Genomic DNA, 19,604 nt, shown 5'->3' with positions numbered 1-19,604 from the left:
GTACGGGTTGAATCGGCGAAGGTCGGGGGATCGGCCGAATGCCTCGGGTATGCCGGTTCCGCACCGGGTGACGCTCCCGGTGTGGGACCGCCGCCATCACATCACCGCCCCGCCGTTCACGCCGAGCACCTGGCCGGTGATGAACCCCGCTTCGTCAGAGCAGAGAAAGCAGACGGCGGCGGCGATGTCCGCACTGGTGCCCATGTGTCCCATCGGGATACGTTTGGCCAGTTCCTCGGGTGAATACAACGTCCCTTCTGACTGGGATCGGCGGGCCATCGGCGTGTCGATGCTCGACGGTGGAATGTTGTTCACCGTGATTCCTTTTCGCGCGTATTCGGCGGCCAACGACTTCGTCAACGTGATCACTGCACCCTTGGAGACGGCGTAGTGCGCCATGTACGGCGAGCCCCGTTGCGCGCTCGACGAGGAGATCATCACGATGCGGCCCCAACGCGCGGCGACCATGTCGGGTAGTGCGACCTGGCAGCAGTGAAAGGTGCCGGTGAGGTTCACGTCCAGCATGTCCCGCCACGCATCGGCCGTGATGTCCTCGAACTTGGCGAAGGCCACCTTGCCGGCGCTGGTGACGAGGACCGCCACCGGACCGAGTGCCTGGCGGACCCGTTCGAACGCCGACTCGACGGCCGGTCGGTGGGTGACGTCGACTCCGATCCCGACAGCGGAGCCGCCCTCATCGATGATCCTGACCGACACCCGATCGGCTTGCTGCCCGTTGAGGTCGAGCACGGCGACGCTGTGGCCACGGCGGGCCAACTCGTAGCAGGTCTCTTCGCCCATCCCGGAGGCTCCACCGGTCACCACGGCGACTCGGTTCGCACGCACTACTTCAGGCAGCTTCCGAGGTCGATGGGCATGGCCACGCCGGTGACGTAGCGCGAGTCGTCGGAAGCGAAGAACATCACGGCATTGGTGATGTCCTTTGCCTCCACCCACGGTTTGGGCATCGTGTGGAACAACTGGCAGATGGGAGCAATGTCATCCGGTCCCGGATTCTCCAGGTCCGGGCGGAACAGGTCGAAGGTCTGCTGGTTCATCACCAGCGGGGTGTCGACGTGGGTGGGGTGGACGCTGTTGACCCGGATCATGTGCTGACCCAACTCGACTGCGCAGGAGCGCATCAGTCCCACCACTCCGTGTTTTGCGGCCACGTACTGCCCCATCTGGGGATAAGCCTTGAGCCCGGCAACCGAACTTGTCAGGATGATGGACCCGCCGCGCCCCCCGGCGATCATGTGAGGAATCCCGGCCTTGACCGTCTTCCAGACGCCCGTGAGATTGATGTCCATCATCGTCTGCCAGACCGGCTCTTCCAGATTCTCGATCGTCTGGCCGCCGTTGCCGATCCCCGCGTTGGCCAAGATGATGTCCAGCCTGCCCAATTCAGCGACCCCGCGGTCGACGACACTCTTGAGCGCGTCGTAGTCGCGGACATCGGCTTCTTCGATGATGATGCGACGCCCCAACGCCTCGACCAGTTCCTTCGTCGCGAGAAGGTCTCCAGGCGAGGCCAATTCGAGCTGACAGTGATCGGCGTTCTTGCAAATGTCGATCGCAATGATGTCGGCGCCCTCCTCGGCCAATTTGAGCGCATGACTCCTCCCCTGCCCCCGTGCCGCTCCGGTGATGAAGGCGACCTTGCCCTCGACACGACCTGCCATCAGTTGTTCGCTCCTTGATCGATCGGGTCCCGTGTGATGCGGGCCGGCATACTGTCCCAGCCGCGTACCGTCGAGGACGGCGAGAGGACGGCATGGTCGAGGTCGACTTCCCAGTCGGGGAAGCGGTTGAGGATCTCGTCGAGGGCAATGCGGCCCTCGATGCGGGCCAGCGCGTTGCCCAGGCAGTAATGTGCGCCGACGCCGAAGGTGAGGTGTTGGCGGATGGGTCGGGTGATGTCGAATACCCCTGCATCAGCGCCGAAACGGCGCGGGTCGCGGTTGGCGGCGCCAATCAGCATCAGCATGGCCGACCCTTCCGGAATGGTCCGGCCGTGATACTCGACGTCGCGTCTGACGTATCGTGCGGCCTGTAACGCTGGAGGCTCGTAGCGCAGGATCTCCTCGACAGCGCCGGGAAGCAGCGCCCGGTCGCCTGCGAGTTGCCGCCGTTGGTCGGGGTGCTCGGAGAGCAGCTTTCCCGACCATCCGATCAATCGCGTCGTGGTTTCCGCACCGGCGACCGCGACCAGATTCATGAATATCAACAACTCGTCGCGGTGCAGGCGGCGCCTGGTTCCCGTCTCGTCTTCGAATTCCGCTTTGAGCAATTCGGTGGTGAGGTCGTCGGATGGGTGGTCGGTGCGCCAGTCGATGAAGTCGGCGAAAACTTGGCCGTCGGACAGTGCGCCATCGGGATTGTCGGTCATCGAGCCGCCACGGTCGACCCGGACGTGGCGGTCGCCGTCCTCCTGGACGAGCCGCTGATAGTCCTCGGGGATCCCGAACAGCATCCCGACCACACGCATGGGCATCACCGCACCGAGTTGCTTGACGAAGTCGAATCCGCTCGATGCGCTCACCAGGTCGAGGCACCTCTGCGTGAACTCGCGGATCTTCGGTTCCAGAGCGTTGATCTTGCGAGGCGTGAAGGCTCGCGACAAGAGGTTGCGGTGGATGTCGTGGATGGGCGGATCTTCGAAGACCAGCAGACCGGGCGGGATCTCCATCCCCGATTTGATGATCTCCAGGACGGCGCCCCGTGCCGAACTGAAGGTCAGATGGTCGACGAGCCCGCGGTTCACGTCATCGAAGCGGCTGAGCGCGAAGAAGTCGTGTTCGGCGTTGTAGTAGAGCGGCGCTTCCTCGCGGAGCCGGCCCAACATCGGATACGGGTCGGCATTCAGCTCGATGTTCCACGGGTCGTAGTACAGCTCGCCGACCGCACTCGTCGTCATGAACTCAGAGCTCCCAACTCAAGCCGTGCTTCTCGAAATGTTCCGACAGAGCCCGCATGTAGTCCTCGCCGCGGAATGGCCCGCGCGCTCCAATCGCCGCCTCGAGGAAGGGCCCGTACTCCTCGTCGTTGACGTAGGTCGACCAGTGCACGATCTGCGCATCATCGTTCGTCTCGACGAAGCTGATGGAGTAGAAACCCATCTTGGCGCCGGTGTTGACATTCGTCCCCTCCCACCGGAAGCGCTGCACAAACCCGTTCTCGGCGGGCCAGACCTTGAAATCGACGGGCTTCCAGTCCGGGAATGTGACGCCATAGGCCCTGGATTCAACGGTTGCCGCCATATCCCAGTGTGTGGCCACGTCTTTGAGCACCAGTTCCTGACCGGCCGCGAAGTACGGCGAGGTGTACACCGCGTCGTCGGCGAACTCCCACTCGTCGTAGGTCTCGCCCTCCTGCACTTTCTGGAACACATACTTGTCGCGATAGCTCTCGGCCATCCGGCGGTGCTTGGCGATCCGGTCTTCCAGCTTCATGACGGCTCCTTGTGTGGTCTGACGATGACTCAGCCGGACACGAACGCTCCGGGACGCAAGATGCGTTCGAGACGCCTGCGCAGCTCCGATCAGCAGCGTATACGTTTCCGTATCTCATATACAATAATGTATATGGGATCTTCGGCGGCGGACTGCCCGATGGCAACCGCAACCTGGGAAGATAAGCCCGTGGTGGAACGATGGACACGGCAGAGGCGCCTCGAACACACGCGCAGTCTGCTGCTCGACGCGGCAGAGCAAGTCTTCGCGAAACAGGGATTCGGAGGAGCCGCACTCGAGGACATCGCCGAAGTCGCCGGCTACACCAGAGGCGCCATCTACTCGCACTTCGGCGCCAAGGAAGAACTCTTCCTCGCCGTCATCGAGCGCCACCGCCTCCGCCTGCTCACCAGCTTCGCCGACGTTCTCTCGTCGTTCGAGGGCCTCGACACTCTCGACATCGAGAAACTCGCCGAACGCTGGCGCGAGCTGACCATCGCCGGACCCGACGGTGCCGCTCTGGGCCTCGAGTTCTCGTTGTTCCTGCTGCGCAATCCCGACGCCCGCGAACGGCTCATGGCCCAGCGTGAGGAGACGATCTCCTCTCTGGCCGAATACATCACCGTCCATGTCGAGCAATTGGGCGGCACCCTCGACATCCCGGCTCGCACACTGGCGCGCATCCTGTTGGCGAGCAACGAGGGAGTCACCATCAGCGGGCACCTCGACGGCGAGGACCTCTACGGACCATTCCTGCGACTGGTGATGGCCAACATCACGCCCAAGGCGGCTCCGGTCAGGAAGCCCCGCAGCCGTCGGACTTCGTGAGCAGCCCCCCGAGCGGTCGGCCCTCTCAGCCGGACGCGGCATGTCGTTCATCGGCATCAGGAAGGACCGCGCTGCCCGGTATCGAGTCGAGTCCCCAGGTTCCGAACGCCATGCCGGTGGTCACGTAGGCGCCCACGATGAAGATCACCTCCATCGCCTGATGGGTGCCGAGGTCGGCGACGAGAAGATCCCAGGTCTCCCCACTGACGGTCCCCGCGTCGACCAGCTCGTCGGCAGCGGTCAGGACGAGCCCGTCGATGCCAACGAATGCCGCTGCTCCCCTGGGGATCTGGTTGATTTCCTGCGGAGTGACACCGGCCGCGAGCGCCATCGTGACGTGCTGCCCCCATTCGAAGGCCGACCGGTGGCCGTAGGCGACCCGGAGAATCACCAACTCACGTAACCGGGTGCTGAGTTCGCCACGCTGCAGGAGGTAGGCATTGAACGTCAAGAACGCCTCGGCCAGCTTCGGGTGCCGCGCGAGCAACCCCACGACGGGGAACTTCAGCGGGTCGTAGGCGTGACCAGAACCCGCCCGAGGAACCTGATGACCGGGCGCGCCGAGCAACTTCCCGAACGCGGCGTATTCATCGTCACCCCACTCGTCGGCGGACAGGGGCTGCACCACGCGTCCTTCCGCCTGCGGGATCATCTGGCACATTGGCCGTCACGTGGCGATCTCCACACCGTCGTACCCTTGCAGGAGTTCAGAACTGGGCAGTTCCATCTGCAGGTAGACGTCGATGCGGCGAATCCGTCCGTCGCCGCTGAATTCGTAGACACTCATCGAGTTCACGACACTGTGGAAGTTCCCCACAGTGCTGCGCTCCTCCAATTCGAGGAAGACGACCCCGTTCGCCTCGGTGACTCGTTTGAAGGAGCAGTCCCACTCGGCCGATGCCGCCCAGTTCCCGAGGAACGACGTGTACTCCTGCCAGTTCATCTCCTCCTTGAAGTTGCCCACCCGCACGAATTCGTGAGTGGCCACCAGCTCAGCCAGCGGTGCCCATCCGTCCGGGCCGAATCCCGGAGCTTTTGCGGCCTTCACCAGTTTCTCGACCGTCTGCCCGTACTCGAGCACCGTGCGCGACGGACCTTCGTGCTGCCTGATGACCCTGTCGATGTCGCTCACTGGACGGCGTCGCTCAGGTAGCGGTCGACCACCGAGTGATAGTGGGCGATCACCACCTCCTCCTTGACCAGCGACATGTGGTCGAGACGGCTGTTGCGCAGGCCGATCTGCTGACGTGGCATCTGCTCGTAGTCCTGCTGCAGGGCCAGGAAGTACTTGAAGCTGCCTGGTTCCTCGACCTCGATGTGATCGGTCCTCAACGCGTCCTTGTACTCATCGGGAAGCCACATCACGCTGATGATGTGCCAGTAGCACTTGTTGGGATCGCCGCTCTCATGCGGCTGGGCGAGGATCACCGTCGCCTCACCGGCGCGCACGGTCATGAAGAAGTTGGGGAACAGCACCCAGCCGTGGTTGTCACTCATCTGCGCGTCGGTCAGCCCGCTGACGTCGAAGCCCATACCGGTCAGCGTCTCCCGCGTCGCCGTCTGCAGCACGGTGCGCGGTGTGACCCCCTCCGGGAACGCCAGTTCACCGTTCGCATCCCGATACTCGGCGACCAACTCCTGGAACCGCGGCAGCGACGCCGTCACCGACGGGAACGTCTCGGGCAGCTTCATGATGCCCTCAATCTGCTCCTCGAGGCCGTACTTCTTGCCAGCGACCTCGAACGGGGCGCAGGAGACGCTGTGTTTGTCGAAGAAGTGATACCGCGTCGTGCTGGGGTCGATCATCACCACCTGCAGCAGCTCCGGGTGGATGCCGGAGATGTGATAGCCCTCCTCGAAAGCGTCCATCACCACCTTCCAGTTGCAGTTCAGCGCTTCCCGCACGTCGAGAACGACGTCCATCTCGTCAAGGTGGTAGGGGCTCAGGAAGTCGACCACTTCGCCCAGGAAGTCCGACAGCGGTTCCGCATCAGGGTCCGGGTTGAGGAATACGAAGCCTGCGAAGCACTCGACCGAGATGGGCAGCAGTCCCAACCCCTCCTTGTCCAACGCCGTGAGGTCGTTCTCCTCCTGTCGCAGAACTCCTTTGAGCTTTCCCTCCAGGTCGTAAGACCACAGGTGGTACTGGCAGAGAATTCCGCGCTTAGCGTTCCCCTTGCCGTTGCAGAGCATGTTGCCCCGGTGTCGGCACGCGTTGACGAAACCGCGAATCCGTTGATCCCGTCCGCGAATCAGAACGAAGGACTGCTCCAGTAGCCGGTATTCCTTCCAGTCGCCGACCTCGGGCAGTTCCGACTCCCGACCGGCCACCTGCCACACCCGCATCCAGATGTTGTCGTGCTCTCGCTGCACGTAATCGCGGTCCGTGTACCGGTCGGTGGTGATGTCCATGCGGAAGTGGCCCGCATCGATGTCGTCCAGACCCATCCCGGTGTCGAACCATTCGCCCGGGCGTGTCGGGTGTGTCGCAGTCATTGCAGTCGCTCCTCAGCTGTGTCGACGCTGGCTTCGTTCGAGCCGGTTCCCACGCGCACGCCGGCGACCTGAACCGGCGCCGACGCGCTCGGGCCACCATCGACGCTTGTGATGACGATCACGACTATACATTTGTGTATCTCAAATACAAGCCTGGATATAAGTACCACCTATGCCGAGGCGCGCACCGCCCCGCCGTTCACAGATCGACCACCACGGGCTCAATGGGTTGTGCGCAGCAGATGAGGACGTTGCCCTCGGCGGGCGGTTCCAGGGGTTCGGGGTCGTAGCTGACAGATCCGGAGAGCAGCGGCGTCTCGCAGTTGTGGCACACCCCGGTGCGACACGACCACCGGGTCGGGACGTCGCAGGCCTCGGCGAATTCGAGCAAGCTGGTACTCGGCGGACCCCACGGCGCCGAGATGCCGCTGCGGGCGAATTGGACAGCCGGGCCGGGCCCGGGCGGCCCCGCGGGCCCGTGGGGACGACGTGCGGCCGCCGCGACGATCCCGGGAGCGAGCGACGTTGCGGCGCCGAAGGTCTCGGTGTGAACGCGCGCGGGAGCCAGACCGTGGGTCATCAGTCCGGCGCCCAGCTCCGCCATGAAGGTCGCCGGCCCGCAGAGATACGCGTCGGCGTCGTTGGGCAGGTCGAGCCGGCCAACGGCCTCGGCTGAGAGGCGGCCGTGGACGTCGTAGTCGACGCCGGCCCGGTCGCCGGAGGCCGGGCTGCTGAAGAACACCCGGGAGTGGCTGCCCGGCAACTGCTCGAGCAACGCGCGACTCTCCTGCGCGAACGGATGCTCGGATCCGTTTCGGGCGCCGTGCAACCACCAGACCGACCGCGTCGACCGCGCGTCCGCGAGCGCATGCAGCATGGAGAGCACCGGGGTGGCGCCCACTCCGGCCGACAGCAGGATGACCGGGGCGTCGCCCTCGGCAAGGACGAATGTTCCGCGGGGCGCGGCGACGTCGACCAGATCGCCGGTCGCGACGTGTGCGTGCAGGTGACTGCTCGCGACCCCGTGCGGCTCGCGCTTGACACTTATCCGGTACTCGCCGGAACCGGCTCGGTTCGACAGGGAATAGTTGCGGATCACGGAGCCGTCCGCGGTGGGCAGACGCAGCGTGATCGCCTGGCCAGGGAGCCATTCCGGTAATGACGCACCATCGGGATCCGCGAGCGTGATGGAACGGACGAGGCGGCTCTCGTCGTGGACGGCGCGCACACTCAGCGGCCGGAAGCCGGCCCATGCCGGCGGCGGGCTGCCCGCGGCGGCCGTCAGGCCGACATTGCCCGCGGCGCCGCCCTGTTCGGCCAGGCTCTGCAGCGACGTCCGCCAACCCGGGCTCAGCGCCGGGATGCGCAGCGCGCGGTGCAGTCCGTCGCGCGGATGGCCCGGCAGGTACAGCAGTGCGTCGATCTCGGCGACCGTGACCTGCTCGGGGGCGGAACCGACCTTGACTATCTCCTGACCCGCCTCGACTTCGCCTTCGGTGATCACCCGGCAGTAGAAGCCGGGGCGACGGTGTGACACCAGCAGCGCGGCCATCCTCGGCTCGCCGATCCGCAGGCCGGCCCGGTAGCAGGTGACCCGCGGTTGGGTGACCTCGAAGACCGCGTCGCCGATCGCGAAGCGGTCCCCGATGCACACCTCGTCGTCGGGCAGCCCGTCGACGGTGAGATTCTCACCGAGCATCCCCGGCACGAGGTCGTCTCGGCCGAACTCCTCGGCCCAGTGCCGGTACGAATCCAGTTGGTAGACCAGCACGGCGCGGTTCTCGCCGCCGTGCCCACCGAGGTCCCCCTGGCCGTCCCCGTCGACGTTCAGCCGCCGGACCATGCGCGGACCGGTGACGGGGTGCTTCCAGGCGCCGGTGTACACGGTTCGGTCGTTCCAGGCGACATTCCTGGGTAGACCGACGTTCACCGACATCAACGTCGCCATACCGACCACTCTCGACCATCGACCGCTCCTCGTCAGGGCAACGCCGTTAACATCGGCCGGTGGGGCTGAAGTACATCGATCCGGGCCGCCCGGCGACACGGCCGATTCGTCTTATGGTTCGGTTCGGCCGGTCCCCCGCAGGGCAGCTGTTCGCCCTGCACGTCGCGGCGCGGACGGATGTCTGGCTGAGCCGGGCGTCGCGGGGACGGCTGAATTCGGGGATGTTCAGCGTGCCGTCCGCGCCGCTGACGACGACGGGCGCCAGGACCGGGCTGCGACGGACGGTGCAGATCGCCTACTTCCACGACGGCGACGACGTCATCGCCATCGCCTCGAATTTCGGCGGCGAGCGCGACCCGGCCTGGTACCGGAATCTCGTCGCACACCCGCGCTGCACGCTCGGCGGACAGCCCTTCACCGCCCGTGAGGTCACCGATGAGGCGGAGTACCACCGCCTCTTCGCCGTGGCCGAGCGGTACTACGGCGGATACGCCGACTACCGGGCCAGGACGGCGCTCATCGGTCGACGGATTCCGATCCTCAGATTGACGTCCGCGGAGAACGGCTGACAGGCAACGTGTTCACGAGGCGAGCGCACCTGCCTGCCGACGGGTGATGCGGCCGGTTCGGTGCAACCAGCGGATCGTATCGGCGTAACTGCTTCTCACGTCTCGAAGCGCGGGGCCAGGCGACCCGGTGCCCGGAGCGGAGGTGGCCGGCCATGCCGTCGCGAGTTCCATCGTCTCCGCCGACAGCGGCAGGTGCAGAGGCACCCGGTCGGCGGCGCGCCCGAGTGCCCGCAGGAAGGCGCCGTTGAGGCGCATTCGCCGGACGCGGCGTCCGGTGAGGTCGTCGAAGAGTGCGATGAGTTCGCACCAGCGCAGGAAGTGGCCGTTGACGACGCGGCGTCCGGGGCGGCCATCGAAGGCAGAGGCGCTGATGAGTGCGGCCAGGTCCCGGACGTCGATGACCTCGTAACCCGATGTGGTGTCGGGCACGAGTTGGGACACGAACCCCCGGACCGCGCGGTTGCCCTCGGACAGACCCGGGTCGTCCGGACCGATGACGCCGGGCGGATACAGGGTGGTGACGGGCGCGCCGTCATCCTGCAGCGCCCGCACGTAGCTGTCACCCGCGGCCTTCGACCGGGCATAGGCGCCGCGCGCCACTGCGGGTTCGGATCGCGCGTCGATCGGCGCTCCCGGCGTGAACAACGCTGTCTGACTGGACAAATACACAATCGCGTCAATACCCCGGTGCACCGCTCCCCCGATCACCAGTTCGGTCGAGCGCACGTTCACGGTGTGCATCTCGCGGCCCCGGTGGGTTCGCGGGGACACGTCCGTCGCGACGACGGCCGCACAGTGCACGACGGCGTCGACGCCGCTCAGCGCCGTGTCCACGGCGGCCGGATCCGTCACATCGCCGACGATCACTTCACCCAGACGTCCTGTGCCGTAGACGCGTTCGGCCTTCGCACAGTCACGGACAAGCAGTCGCACATCGTGTCCATCCGCGCGCAGCGCGCGCACGGTGTGCGACCCGACGAAGCCGGTGCCGCCGGTGACCAGGCAGAGCATCAGCCGCGCCGGTAGGTGTCGTCGAGGCGATGCGGGAAGCCCGCGGCACACCGGAGCACACGGGTCGCCGTCACACCGACCATGATGACACCTCGCTTCGAAGCGGAATCGCGATCACCGAATGTGCTTGTCCGTCAATTGATTGGCTCACGTAGGCTGCCGATGCGAATCGATGCGATGGCGCCGCGGGGGCAGTGCGGTCGTCCGGTCGCCGCTCGATCCGGTCTACGGAAGGGAACCTCGATGGCTCAGCCGGACGTCATCTTCGATCCGTTCTCGGCCGAGTACTTCGCCGATCCGCACAGCGTCTACCGGCGGCTGCGCGACGAGGCGCCGGTCTACTACAACGCCGAGCACGACTTCTACGCCCTCACCAGGCACAGCGACGTCGCGGCGGCGTACCGCGACTTCCGGACGTTCTCGTCGACGGGAGGCATCGACCTGGCGATGGTGAAATCCGGCGAGCCACCGCCCAGTTCCATCCTCTTCATGGACCCACCCGAACACCGGCGGATGCGCGGCCTGCTCGCCAAGGCGTTCACGCCGAATGCCGTACGACATCAGCGCTCGACGGTGACCGACCTTGTCCGCAAACATCTCGGCGCTGCGGATCCCCGCCGATTCGACGTGGTGCAGGACTTCGCGGCACTGTTCCCGGTCGAGGTGATCACCAGGATCACCGGTGTGCCCGAACAGTTCAGCCAACAGGTGCGGCACTGGATAGACGAGGCGCTGCACCATGACCCGGGGCAACTCGAGCGCACCGAGACGAGCATGGCCGGATTCGTGAACGTAGCGATGTTCTACTTCAACCTGGTGCAGCAGCGGCGTGCAGAACCGCACCGGGACGACATGATCGGCACACTGATCGCCGCCGAGGTCGAGAGGGACAACGGCGAGCTGAGCAGTTTGGACGACCTGGAGATCGCCGGCTTCGCCACGCTGTTGGGCGGGGCAGGCGCGGAGACGGTGACCAAGCTGGTGGGCAACGCCGTCGCGGTGTTCGCCGATCATCCGGATCAGTGGCGCATGCTCGTCGAGGACCGGAGCAGGATCGGATCGGCCGTGGAAGAGGTGCTCAGATACGAGGGGCCCGTGCAGCACAACATCCGGCGCACGCTGCGGGACATCACCCTGCACGGGGTGACCATTCCGGCGGGCAAACCCGTGCTGCTCTGCGGCGCCTCGGCGAACCGCGATCCGAGGGCGTTCACCGATCCCGACACCTTCGACATCGACCGCGATCACTCCGAGGCTCAGCAACTCGGACTCGGATTCGGGGTGCACATCTGTCTGGGAGCCGCCCTCGCCCGGATGGAGACCGCGATCGCACTCGACCATCTGCTCGACTTCATGCCCCGCTACGACGTGCTCTGGGACGAGGCCAGACGGATCAGCTCACCGAACATGTCGGGATGGTCGCATCTGCCGGTCGCGGTACACCGCTGACCGCCCGCTGATGTTCATCGCACTGCGACCGCACGCGGAAAGGACTGGATGCTCGACGCCATAGCCCGGGCGGTCATCGCCGCACCCAGACGTGTGCTCGCGGTGGCCGTCATGGTGATGGCGTTCGCCGGCGTCCTCGGCGCACCGGTCGGCTCGATGCTGTCGGTCGTCGGATTCAGTGATCCCGGTGCGGAATCCAGCCGTGCCAACCGGATACTCGTCGACGACCTCGGCCAGGGTTACGTCCCGCTCTACCTCCTCGTCGAAGCACCGGGACCGGTCTCAGCGCCGCAGGCACGGGCGGTGATCGACGATGTGGTCGCCGACCTGCGGCGGGCCGACGAGGTGGCGCGGGTGAACTCCCCCTTCGAGGTGCCCGATCCCGTCGCGGCCGGCCTCGTCAGCCGGGACGGCCGTTCGGCGCTGCTCGTCGCGTTCCTCGACGGAGACGAGAGCGAGGGACTCGCCAACGCACCGGCCGTGCAGGAGCGGTTCGCCGGGGATCTCGGCGCCGGGATCACGGTCTCGGTGGGCGGACCGGGCGCCGTGTCCGCGCAGATCGCCGAACAGAGCCGCAGCGACCTGACGCTCAGCGAGGCGATCGTGCTGCCGCTGAGCTTCCTGGTGTTGATCTGGGTTTTCGGTGGTGCGATCGCCGCACTGATCCCGCTCGCGGTGGGGGCGTTCGCGATCGTCGGAACGACTGCCGTGCTCCGCGGACTGGCCGAGATCACCGAGGTGTCGATCTTCGCCATGAATCTCGCGGTGGCACTGGGACTCGCCCTCGCGATCGACTACTCGCTGCTCCTCGTGAGCCGCTACCGGGAGGAGATCGCGTCCGGGCTCGAGCCACCCGAAGCCGTCCGGCGGACCCTGCGCACCGCGGGCCGTACGGTCGTCTTCTCCGCGGTCACCGTGGCGCTCGGGTTGGCGACGATGGCCGCTTTCCCCATGAGTTTCCTGAGGTCGTTCGCCTACGGGGCGGTCTCGGTGGTGGCGCTCGCGGCGGTGGCCGCACTGGTGCTGGCGCCCGCGGCGATCCTGTTGACCGCAGGCCGGATCGGTAAGGCCGGCCGACGCGGCCCGCTCACCGAGAGCCGCTGGTATTCCTGGGCGCTCGCGGTGATGCGCCGGCCGAGAACGGCTGCCGCCGTGACGGTGATCCCGTTGATCCTCGTCGGCTTACCGTTTCTCGGCGTCGAATTCGGTTTTCCCGACGATCGCATCCTGCCGACGTCGACCGAGGCGCGACAAGTCGGCGATCGGATTCGCGCCGACTTCACGCAGGAGGCCGGGGCGGCGACCGCGATCGTGATCACCGGCGTCGACGGCGTCGACGCCGGACTGCTCGACGCCTATGCCGCCGAGCTGTCCCGGGTGCCGGGCGTGGCAACGGTTTCCGCGCCGAGGGCGATCTATGCACGCGGGGCACCGGTGGCGCCTCCTCTGAAGTCGGCCGTCGAGCGTGCAGACGTCGCGCTGATCACCGTCAGTTCGGCGGCGTCGCCGTACTCCCCCGAATCGAAGGCGGTGCTCGAGGAGCTGCGGGCCGTGCCGAAACCGGCCGGCGCCGGCGTGCTGTTCACCGGCGCCGAGCAGTCCAACCACGATGCGGTGCAGTCGATCGAGTCGAAATTGCCGCTTATGCTGGCGCTCATCGCGGTGGTGATGTTCGTGCTGCTGTTCGCCCTCAGCGGCAGCCTGGTCATACCGCTGAAGGCGTTGGTGCTCAATGTGTTGTCGCTGACGGCAACCTTCGGAGCGATGGTATGGATCTTCCAGGACGGACACCTGGGCGGCCTCGGAACGACGGCTACGGGGACGCTGCAGGCGAACATGCCGGTGCTGATGTTCTGCATCACCTTCGGTCTCTCGATGGACTACGAGGTGTTCCTGATCTCCCGGATCCGGGAGTTCTGGTTGGCCTCCGACCGTACGGACGCCGCGAACACCGAGTCGGTGGCGCTGGGGCTGGCGAGCACCGGGCGGATCGTCACCGCCGCGGCGTTGATCATGGCGATCACGTTCGCCGGCCTGATCGCGTCGAAGGTGGCGATGCTGCGCTTCTTCGGACTGGGACTGACGGTCGCGGTGCTGGTGGACGCGACGGTGATCAGATCGGTGCTGCTGCCGTCGGTGATGGTGCTCCTGGGTCGGTGGAACTGGTGGGCGCCAGCACCATTGGCGCGTCTGCACACGAGACTCATCGGCGCCGACGACCGACTGTCCAGGAGCGGGTGATGCCTACCGGTTCACCGCCGGCTGCGGTAGATTTCATGAGAGTGCCGTTCTCGTATCGGCAGAATCTTGTTCTTCACGGTGATCCGGGGGTGTCGACGTGACCATTCAACGACTCAGCGGTTTCGACACCAGCCTCTTGCGACTGGAGACCGCCGCCGAGCCCATGACGATCTCGGTGATCCTGGAGCTCGACACGTCGACCATGCCGTGCGGATACCGCTTCGAGACCTTCCGCGAAGATCTGCTCGGGCACATCGGAGCGGTGCCCGAGTTCCGGACGATGCTCTCCGACCGCCGAACGGACCTGGGCAACCCATTGTGGGTGCAGGACCGCGACTTCGACGTCGACCGGCACCTGCACCGCGTCGAACTGCCGGCGTCCGGCGGACGGCACGAGTTGTCGGAACTGGTGTCACGGCTCGTCGCCGTGCCGCTCGACCGCACGAGGCCGCTGTGGGAGATGTGGATGATCGAGGGCCTCTCGGACTCGGCCTTCGGCACGGACGGGCGCATCGCCGTGCTGACGATGATCCACCACAGCATGCTGGACGGTTCCGGTAGTCGCGATCTGTTCTCCCGGCTGCTCGGCACCGATCCCGATCCCTCGCCGCCCGCCCCGGTGCCGGGTGCGGCTCCCCCGAGCCGCACGGCGATCGCCCGGGACGGCCTGGCGCGCATCGGCCGTCGCGTCCGGCACTTCTTCACGGCGGTGCTCCCGGCGAGTGCGACGGCACTGGTCAAGGTGGTCCGCCGGACCGCCACCGGTCGCGGCACCACCGGCGTCCTCAGCGCGCCGCGAACGCCGTTCAACGGCGACATCACCACGCGCCGCGCCGTCGCGTACACCGGGCTGAGCCTCGATGACGTCAAGGCTGTGAAGAACGCGTTCGGAGTGAAGGTCAACGACGTGGTGCTCGCGGTGGTGTCGGGTGCGATCCGTCGCTATCTGGTGAATCGCGAGGCGCTCCCGGAGGAGGCGCTGGTCGCGATGATCCCCATCGGGGTCGTCGACGAGTCGGACCTGTCGGGCGGCAACAACATGTCGGTGATGTTCTCCAGCCTGCACACCCACGTGGAGGACCCGGTGCAGCGGCTGCTGGCGGTCGCCGCGGCGACTGCGCGCGCCAAAGAGGCCAGTGCCGACATCGTCGGCACGCTGGTGCGGGACTGGGCCGAGTGCGCCCCGGGCCTCATGGGTGCGGTGACGTGGCTGTACGCCCGCTCGGGGCTCAGCGGCCGCCGGCCGTGGTTCAACCTGTCGCTGTCCAACGTCATCGGCGCGCTGGAGCAGTCCTACCTGCTTGGGGCGACGGTGCGCCGGATCTATCCGCTCGGACCGGTCCTGAACGGAGTCGGCCTGAACGTCTCGGTGGGCACCTACTACGGACACTTCGACGTGGGACTGGTGGCGTGCGCCGACCTGCTGCCCGACGTCTGGGAGCTGGCTGACGGCCTCCCGGCGGCGCTCGCCGAATTGCTCTCTGCTGCCGACGAACTCACTGCGAAGAGCTCTTAGACCGCGCGGTCTTCGGCGTCAGGCGGAAACGGAGGCGCTCGGCACCGAGCCGGCGCGCGCCTCGGCGAGGATCTCGTCGTAGTCCCATCGCGTCGGCTTGGGCATCCCGATCGGGGTCCACTTCGTGAACCACCAACCGTTCGGATGAGCCTCCTCGGCGGGCGCGATCCCCAGCTGCGCCCGCACCTCGTCGAGAGGCTTGTCGAGCAGTTCCTCCCACGGTGCCGCCACGATGAGGTCGGCGCGGCTTCCCCGCTCGAGTGCCTCCCGGTAGACGCGCACCTTGTGTCGCATCGACGCGCCGGGGATGGTGATGGCCATCAGATAGCCGAGCTTCTTCAGCGGGCCCGCGGGTTCCATTTGCCCGCAGTGCAACCCGATGGTGGCGACCTCGCCGGCCATGTCCGGCCCGTAACCGCCGAGAACGTGGTGGATGTCGTGCAGGGCGGTGGTCCGCACCATGAGGTAGTAGAAGTCCTCGGACCAGTTGTACTTCTCGGCGAGCGGACGAATCACCTTGTTCTCCTGGAACACCCCGGCGTCGAGCCGGTTTGACCGGAGGAAGGTGCGGTATGCGTGACCGACAGTTCCGGGTGGCAGCGATGCCAGGTAGTCGTCGTCGCGCAGCACCGCAAGCAGGTCGGGCTTGTCCCGCAGAAGGCTCCGGCCGGTGGGGTGCGAGCGCACCTGGTAGTACGACCGCGCATACTGAGCCGCCTCCATGGCGAGGTAGGCGACGTAGACCTGGTCGATGTGATGACCGGTCAGGATGAAGCCGCGCCAGCACTTCAGGACTGTCAGCCAGCTCTTCTGGTCCGGCACGATCCCGTCGGGATTCGAATACTCGTCAGCGCGCGCAGCGGCCTCGGTCGACGACATCAAACGTCCCTCCCCGGATTTGCGATGTTCACCGACCCTACAGCGGTGACCACTCCCCCGCCAAGGTTTTGCCCGCGCGGAAGCCTGCGCGTAATTAATAGCCACACTGGTCAATTCGCGATTTTCCGGCCTGAACGATGCGGGGACGAGCGGATTCACCACAACGCTTACGGCAGGGGCTACCGTGAGACCGACGACGGCCTACGCCCACAGCGCCGCGGTCGCGGCCGGACCGGCTTCGGCAGGTGCGTCGGTGGACCGCTCGCCCGGGGTGAACACCACCGGGATGCGGCGGTATCCGCGGGTGATCGAGTTCCCGTGGAAGTCGGCTGCCTCGCCGGGAGCGAGCGAGAGTTCGGGCATCCGCCGCAACGCCTGCTCGACGCCGATGCGGAACTCCAGCCGCGCGAGGTTGGAGCCCAGACAACGGTGCACACCCGCGCCGAAGCCGAGGTGCCGGTTCGCTGTGCGATCCAGCAGGCAGCGGTCCGGCTCCGGGAAGGCGTCGTCGTCACGATTGGCTGACGCGTAGTTGACCACGACCGACTCTCCAGGATGGAACGTGTGCCCGCTGACTTCGACTTCCTTGGCGACGGTCCGCGGGATGCCGTGGATGGAGCCGGCGAATCGGAGGAACTCCTCGATGGCCATCGGCATCAGGTCGGGTTCGCCGATCAGGCGATCGCGATCTCCGTGATGCGTAGCGAGGTGATGGAAAGCGAATGACATTGCGTTCGCCGTCGTCTCAAGCCCGGCCTGCACCAGCAGCATCGCGTTGGAGACGACGTCCTCGAAACGCAATCTCTCGCCGTCGATCTCGGCGCTGAGGAGGACGTCGATCATGTCGTCCCGCGGTGTCTGGGTGGTGCGCAGCGACACCGCGTCGTGGATGTGCTGATAGAGACCACCCCACGCCGTCATCCGATCCTGCTCGGTCACACCGTTCAAGGCGCGGTCGGCCAGTTGCAGACACAGTGGGACATCGTCGACGGGCATGCCGAGTAGGTACTTGAAGAAGACGATCCCGGGCTGCCGCCAGGCGATCTGCGCCAGGTCGCCCTCCCCCGCCTCGATGAACTCGTCGATCAGCAGGTCGGTCTCGGCGCGGATCTGTGGGCTGAGCGCCTTCATCCGCGCCGGTGAGAAGTAGGGGTTCAGAACCCGGCGGAACTTCTGCTGCCGTGGCGGATCGAGGGTGATGACGAGGTCGCCGGCGAGATGCTCGGCGCCCTCCGGAGTCGGATTGCTCGAGAAGTGTTCCCAGTCCTGCAGAATCTGATGACACTCCCGGTAACGCACGGCGACCCAGGCGCCGCCCGGCGACGGCGCGAGGAACGGCGTGTCGGTGTGGGCGAAGGGGCCGTTGCGGCGCATGACGGCGTACACGTCGTAGAGGAACCCGTCGTCCTGGAAGTCGTCGTGCCGAAGATCCCAGTCGGCGGCATGCGATTCCGGCGGCTTCGGCACGTTTGCAACTCCTACCTCTGTCCGGCCGTGCCCCACCGCCCTCGCCGTCTCCCGGCAAGGACGACAGAGCTACGGCCCGTTTTCACTGACTATAGTCATTGGTATAGCCATCGCGGAACCTGTCGTCACAGTCCGAGTTGCTGCTCCAGCGTGATTCGGCCGTCCACCGCCGCGCTTCTAGTTTTCGATGACCCCAGTCAACAAAGCGCCTCCCTGCACGGTTCCGGCGCCGGGCCCTGCTGTGACGTTCACGACAGAACGGGCGTACCTTACTCTGGAGTAAGATACGGTCGCAGGTACCGCCCGACGAAGTGAGGCTGTCGTATGACCAACACCCTGCCGTCCAAGAACGGCTCAGAGCCGAAGCGTCCACGGCGCTCCGGACGTGAGAGCGCCGTCGGCCTGCAACGCCCCAAGCGGACGGCGACCTCGGTCGGGTTGGCCCTGGTCACGCCCCTCGTCGGCCAGGAGTTCCTGGACCGGCACGGGCTGCGCGATCCGCTCAATCGCGGCCTGCGCTACGGCGTGCGGACGGCGTTCTCGGCACTCGGCGCCTCCACCCGCCAGTTCAACCGGGTGCAGGGTCTCGGTAAGCCGCCGACGCGACTGAAGCCGAGCGGCGCGGATTACTTCGACCTCACGCCCGACGACGACCAGAAGATGATCGTCGAGACCGTGGCGGAGTTCGCCGAGGAGATTCTCCGCCCGGCCGCGCACGACGCCGACGCCGCCGCGGCGTACCCGGCGGATCTCATCGCCAAGGCCGCTGAACTCGGCATCACCGCCGTCAACGTGCCCGAGGATTTCGACGGCATCGCCGAGCACCGCGGCACCGTCACCAACGCGCTCGTCGCCGAAGCCCTCGCATACGGCGACATGGGACTGGCGCTGCCGATCCTGGCCCCCGGCGGAGTCGCGTCCGCACTGACCCACTGGGGCAGCGCCGACCAGCAGGCCACCTACCTCAAGGAGTTCGCCGGCGAGAACGTGCCGCAGGCGTGTGTCGCGATCGCCGAACCGCATGCGCTGTTCGACCCGACCGCCTTGCGGACCACGGCGGTGCGCACCCCGAGCGGCTACCGGCTGAACGGAGTGAAGTCCCTGGTGCCTGCCGCGGCCGACGCCGAACTGTTCGTCATCGGCGCTCAACTCAACGGCAAGCCCGCCCTCTTCATCGTCGAGTCGGCCTCCGAGGGGCTCACGGTCAAGGCGGACCCGAGCATGGGCATCCGCGCCGCCGCGCTCGGCCGTGTCGAACTCGACAACGTCGCGGTCCCCCTTGGCAACCGTCTCGGCGAGGACCAGGCCACCGATGCGGACTACTCGGAGGCCATCGCTCTGGCCCGATTGGGCTGGGCCGCACTGGCCGTCGGCACATCGCACGCCGTGCTCGACTACGTCGTGCCCTACATCAAGGAACGTGAGGCCTTCGGCGAGCCGATCGCGCACCGGCAGTCGGTGGCATTCATGTGCGCGAACATCGCCATCGAACTCGACGGGCTACGGCTCATCACCTGGCGCGGCGCCGCGCGCGCGGAACAGGGCCTGTCCTTCGCCCGTGAGGCGGCACTGGCCAAGAAGTTCGGCACCGACAAGGGCATGCAGATCGGCCTCGACGGCGTCCAGCTGCTGGGCGGTCACGGATTCACCAAGGAACATCCGGTGGAACGCTGGTACCGCGACCTTCGTGCGCTCGGCGTCGCCGAGGGCGTCGTCGTCCTGTAACGGCAACCTAGAGACCAGGAACG

The 19,604-nt window shown here is 66.5% G+C and carries 17 protein-coding genes; 6 read left to right on the top strand and 11 right to left on the bottom strand.

Annotated elements, in window-relative coordinates:
* Positions 1-96 precede the first annotated feature (96 nt).
* The 4 genes from Q2100_RS00200 to Q2100_RS00185 are packed head-to-tail and all read right to left on the bottom strand — an operon-like array spanning position 97 to position 3,452.
* Positions 97-846, bottom strand: coding sequence for an SDR family NAD(P)-dependent oxidoreductase (locus tag Q2100_RS00200; RefSeq protein WP_302912332.1), 750 nt, complete (start codon positions 844-846; stop codon positions 97-99).
* Complete coding sequence (locus Q2100_RS00195) at positions 846-1,682, bottom strand: mycofactocin-coupled SDR family oxidoreductase (RefSeq protein WP_302912331.1); 837 nt, start codon at positions 1,680-1,682, stop codon at positions 846-848. The genes Q2100_RS00200 and Q2100_RS00195 overlap by 1 nt, the downstream gene beginning before the upstream one ends.
* Positions 1,682-2,917: a cytochrome P450 gene (locus tag Q2100_RS00190; RefSeq protein WP_302912330.1), complete on the bottom strand. Its 1,236-nt coding sequence runs from the start codon at positions 2,915-2,917 to the stop codon at positions 1,682-1,684. The genes Q2100_RS00195 and Q2100_RS00190 overlap by 1 nt, the downstream gene beginning before the upstream one ends.
* A 4-nt stretch (positions 2,918-2,921) precedes the next feature.
* Positions 2,922-3,452: a nuclear transport factor 2-like protein gene (locus Q2100_RS00185; RefSeq protein WP_302912329.1), complete on the bottom strand. Its 531-nt coding sequence runs from the start codon at positions 3,450-3,452 to the stop codon at positions 2,922-2,924.
* A gap of 189 nt (positions 3,453-3,641) precedes the next feature.
* On the opposite strand from Q2100_RS00185, the gene Q2100_RS00180 reads away from it, so the two are divergent.
* On the top strand, positions 3,642-4,280 hold the full coding sequence (locus Q2100_RS00180) for a TetR/AcrR family transcriptional regulator (protein WP_302912419.1): 639 nt from the start codon (positions 3,642-3,644) through the stop codon (positions 4,278-4,280).
* Between the two features lie 25 nt (positions 4,281-4,305).
* On the opposite strand, the gene Q2100_RS00175 is transcribed toward Q2100_RS00180, so the two are convergent.
* The 4 genes from Q2100_RS00175 to Q2100_RS00160 form a co-directional block, all read right to left on the bottom strand.
* Positions 4,306-4,908 carry a carboxymuconolactone decarboxylase family protein gene (locus tag Q2100_RS00175; protein ID WP_302912328.1) on the bottom strand — a complete coding sequence of 201 codons (603 nt, stop codon included), beginning with the start codon at positions 4,906-4,908 and terminating at the stop codon, positions 4,306-4,308.
* Positions 4,909-4,947: 39 nt separating this feature from the next.
* Positions 4,948-5,412, bottom strand: coding sequence for a hypothetical protein (locus tag Q2100_RS00170; protein WP_302912327.1), 465 nt, complete (start codon positions 5,410-5,412; stop codon positions 4,948-4,950).
* Positions 5,409-6,776, bottom strand: coding sequence for an aromatic ring-hydroxylating oxygenase subunit alpha (locus Q2100_RS00165; protein WP_302912326.1), 1,368 nt, complete (start codon positions 6,774-6,776; stop codon positions 5,409-5,411). Before Q2100_RS00165 ends, Q2100_RS00170 begins: the two co-directional genes overlap by 4 nt.
* Positions 6,777-6,975: 199 nt before the next feature.
* Complete coding sequence (locus Q2100_RS00160) at positions 6,976-8,724, bottom strand: MOSC and FAD-binding oxidoreductase domain-containing protein (protein WP_302912325.1); 1,749 nt, start codon at positions 8,722-8,724, stop codon at positions 6,976-6,978.
* A 113-nt stretch (positions 8,725-8,837) separates the two neighbouring features.
* Between Q2100_RS00160 and Q2100_RS00155 the strand changes: the two genes are divergently transcribed.
* Positions 8,838-9,293, top strand: coding sequence for a nitroreductase/quinone reductase family protein (locus Q2100_RS00155; protein ID WP_302912324.1), 456 nt, complete (start codon positions 8,838-8,840; stop codon positions 9,291-9,293).
* Positions 9,294-9,305: 12 nt separating this feature from the next.
* Here Q2100_RS00155 and Q2100_RS00150 read toward each other — a convergent pair whose 3' ends face one another.
* Positions 9,306-10,304 (bottom strand): NAD-dependent epimerase/dehydratase family protein, encoded by a 999-nt coding sequence (locus tag Q2100_RS00150; protein ID WP_302912323.1) that lies wholly within the window; start codon positions 10,302-10,304, stop codon positions 9,306-9,308.
* A gap of 243 nt (positions 10,305-10,547) precedes the next feature.
* Between Q2100_RS00150 and Q2100_RS00145 the strand changes: the two genes are divergently transcribed.
* The 3 genes from Q2100_RS00145 to Q2100_RS00135 all read left to right on the top strand — a co-directional run bounded on the left by Q2100_RS00145 (position 10,548) and on the right by Q2100_RS00135 (position 15,510).
* Positions 10,548-11,753 (top strand): cytochrome P450, encoded by a 1,206-nt coding sequence (locus Q2100_RS00145; RefSeq protein ID WP_302912322.1) that lies wholly within the window; start codon positions 10,548-10,550, stop codon positions 11,751-11,753.
* A 48-nt stretch (positions 11,754-11,801) separates the two neighbouring features.
* Positions 11,802-13,994, top strand: a complete 2,193-nt coding sequence (locus tag Q2100_RS00140; protein ID WP_302912321.1) for an MMPL family transporter — start codon at positions 11,802-11,804, stop codon at positions 13,992-13,994.
* A 97-nt stretch (positions 13,995-14,091) separates the two neighbouring features.
* Positions 14,092-15,510 (top strand): wax ester/triacylglycerol synthase family O-acyltransferase, encoded by a 1,419-nt coding sequence (locus tag Q2100_RS00135; protein WP_302912320.1) that lies wholly within the window; start codon positions 14,092-14,094, stop codon positions 15,508-15,510.
* Positions 15,511-15,528: 18 nt separating this feature from the next.
* Here Q2100_RS00135 and Q2100_RS00130 read toward each other — a convergent pair whose 3' ends face one another.
* Complete coding sequence (locus Q2100_RS00130) at positions 15,529-16,389, bottom strand: Coq4 family protein (protein WP_302912319.1); 861 nt, start codon at positions 16,387-16,389, stop codon at positions 15,529-15,531.
* Positions 16,390-16,590: 201 nt separating this feature from the next.
* Positions 16,591-17,856 carry a cytochrome P450 gene (locus Q2100_RS00125; RefSeq protein WP_302912318.1) on the bottom strand — a complete coding sequence of 422 codons (1,266 nt, stop codon included), beginning with the start codon at positions 17,854-17,856 and terminating at the stop codon, positions 16,591-16,593.
* Between the two features lie 324 nt (positions 17,857-18,180).
* Between Q2100_RS00125 and Q2100_RS00120 the strand changes: the two genes are divergently transcribed.
* The gene (locus Q2100_RS00120) at positions 18,181-19,581 is read left to right on the top strand and encodes an acyl-CoA dehydrogenase family protein (RefSeq protein WP_302912317.1); all 1,401 of its coding nucleotides are present in this window, start codon (positions 18,181-18,183) and stop codon (positions 19,579-19,581) included.
* Positions 19,582-19,604: the final 23 nt, after the last annotated feature.

The sequence above is a fragment of the Mycolicibacterium arseniciresistens genome (assembly GCF_030519285.1).
Taxonomy (GTDB): domain Bacteria; phylum Actinomycetota; class Actinomycetes; order Mycobacteriales; family Mycobacteriaceae; genus Mycobacterium; species Mycobacterium arseniciresistens.
Note: the sequence above shows the minus strand (reverse complement) of the source record. Positions and strands in the feature narration are given on the sequence as shown.

Excerpts from the sequence above, each read along its gene's own strand:
- Q2100_RS00140 (WP_302912321.1), top strand. The coding sequence starts at position 11,802 with ATGCTCGACGCCATAGCCCGGGCGGTCATCGCCGCACCCAGACGTGTG.
- Q2100_RS00120 (WP_302912317.1), top strand. The coding sequence starts at position 18,181 with ATGACCAACACCCTGCCGTCCAAGAACGGCTCAGAGCCGAAGCGTCCA.
- Q2100_RS00195 (WP_302912331.1), bottom strand. The coding sequence starts at position 1,682 with ATGGCAGGTCGTGTCGAGGGCAAGGTCGCCTTCATCACCGGAGCGGCA.
- Q2100_RS00185 (WP_302912329.1), bottom strand. The coding sequence starts at position 3,452 with ATGAAGCTGGAAGACCGGATCGCCAAGCACCGCCGGATGGCCGAGAGC.
- Q2100_RS00130 (WP_302912319.1), bottom strand. The coding sequence starts at position 16,389 with ATGTCGTCGACCGAGGCCGCTGCGCGCGCTGACGAGTATTCGAATCCC.
- Q2100_RS00145 (WP_302912322.1), top strand. The coding sequence starts at position 10,548 with ATGGCTCAGCCGGACGTCATCTTCGATCCGTTCTCGGCCGAGTACTTC.
- Q2100_RS00155 (WP_302912324.1), top strand. The coding sequence starts at position 8,838 with ATGGTTCGGTTCGGCCGGTCCCCCGCAGGGCAGCTGTTCGCCCTGCAC.
- Q2100_RS00190 (WP_302912330.1), bottom strand. The coding sequence starts at position 2,917 with ATGACGACGAGTGCGGTCGGCGAGCTGTACTACGACCCGTGGAACATC.
- Q2100_RS00160 (WP_302912325.1), bottom strand. The coding sequence starts at position 8,724 with ATGGCGACGTTGATGTCGGTGAACGTCGGTCTACCCAGGAATGTCGCC.
- Q2100_RS00165 (WP_302912326.1), bottom strand. The coding sequence starts at position 6,776 with ATGACTGCGACACACCCGACACGCCCGGGCGAATGGTTCGACACCGGG.
- Q2100_RS00150 (WP_302912323.1), bottom strand. The coding sequence starts at position 10,304 with ATGCTCTGCCTGGTCACCGGCGGCACCGGCTTCGTCGGGTCGCACACC.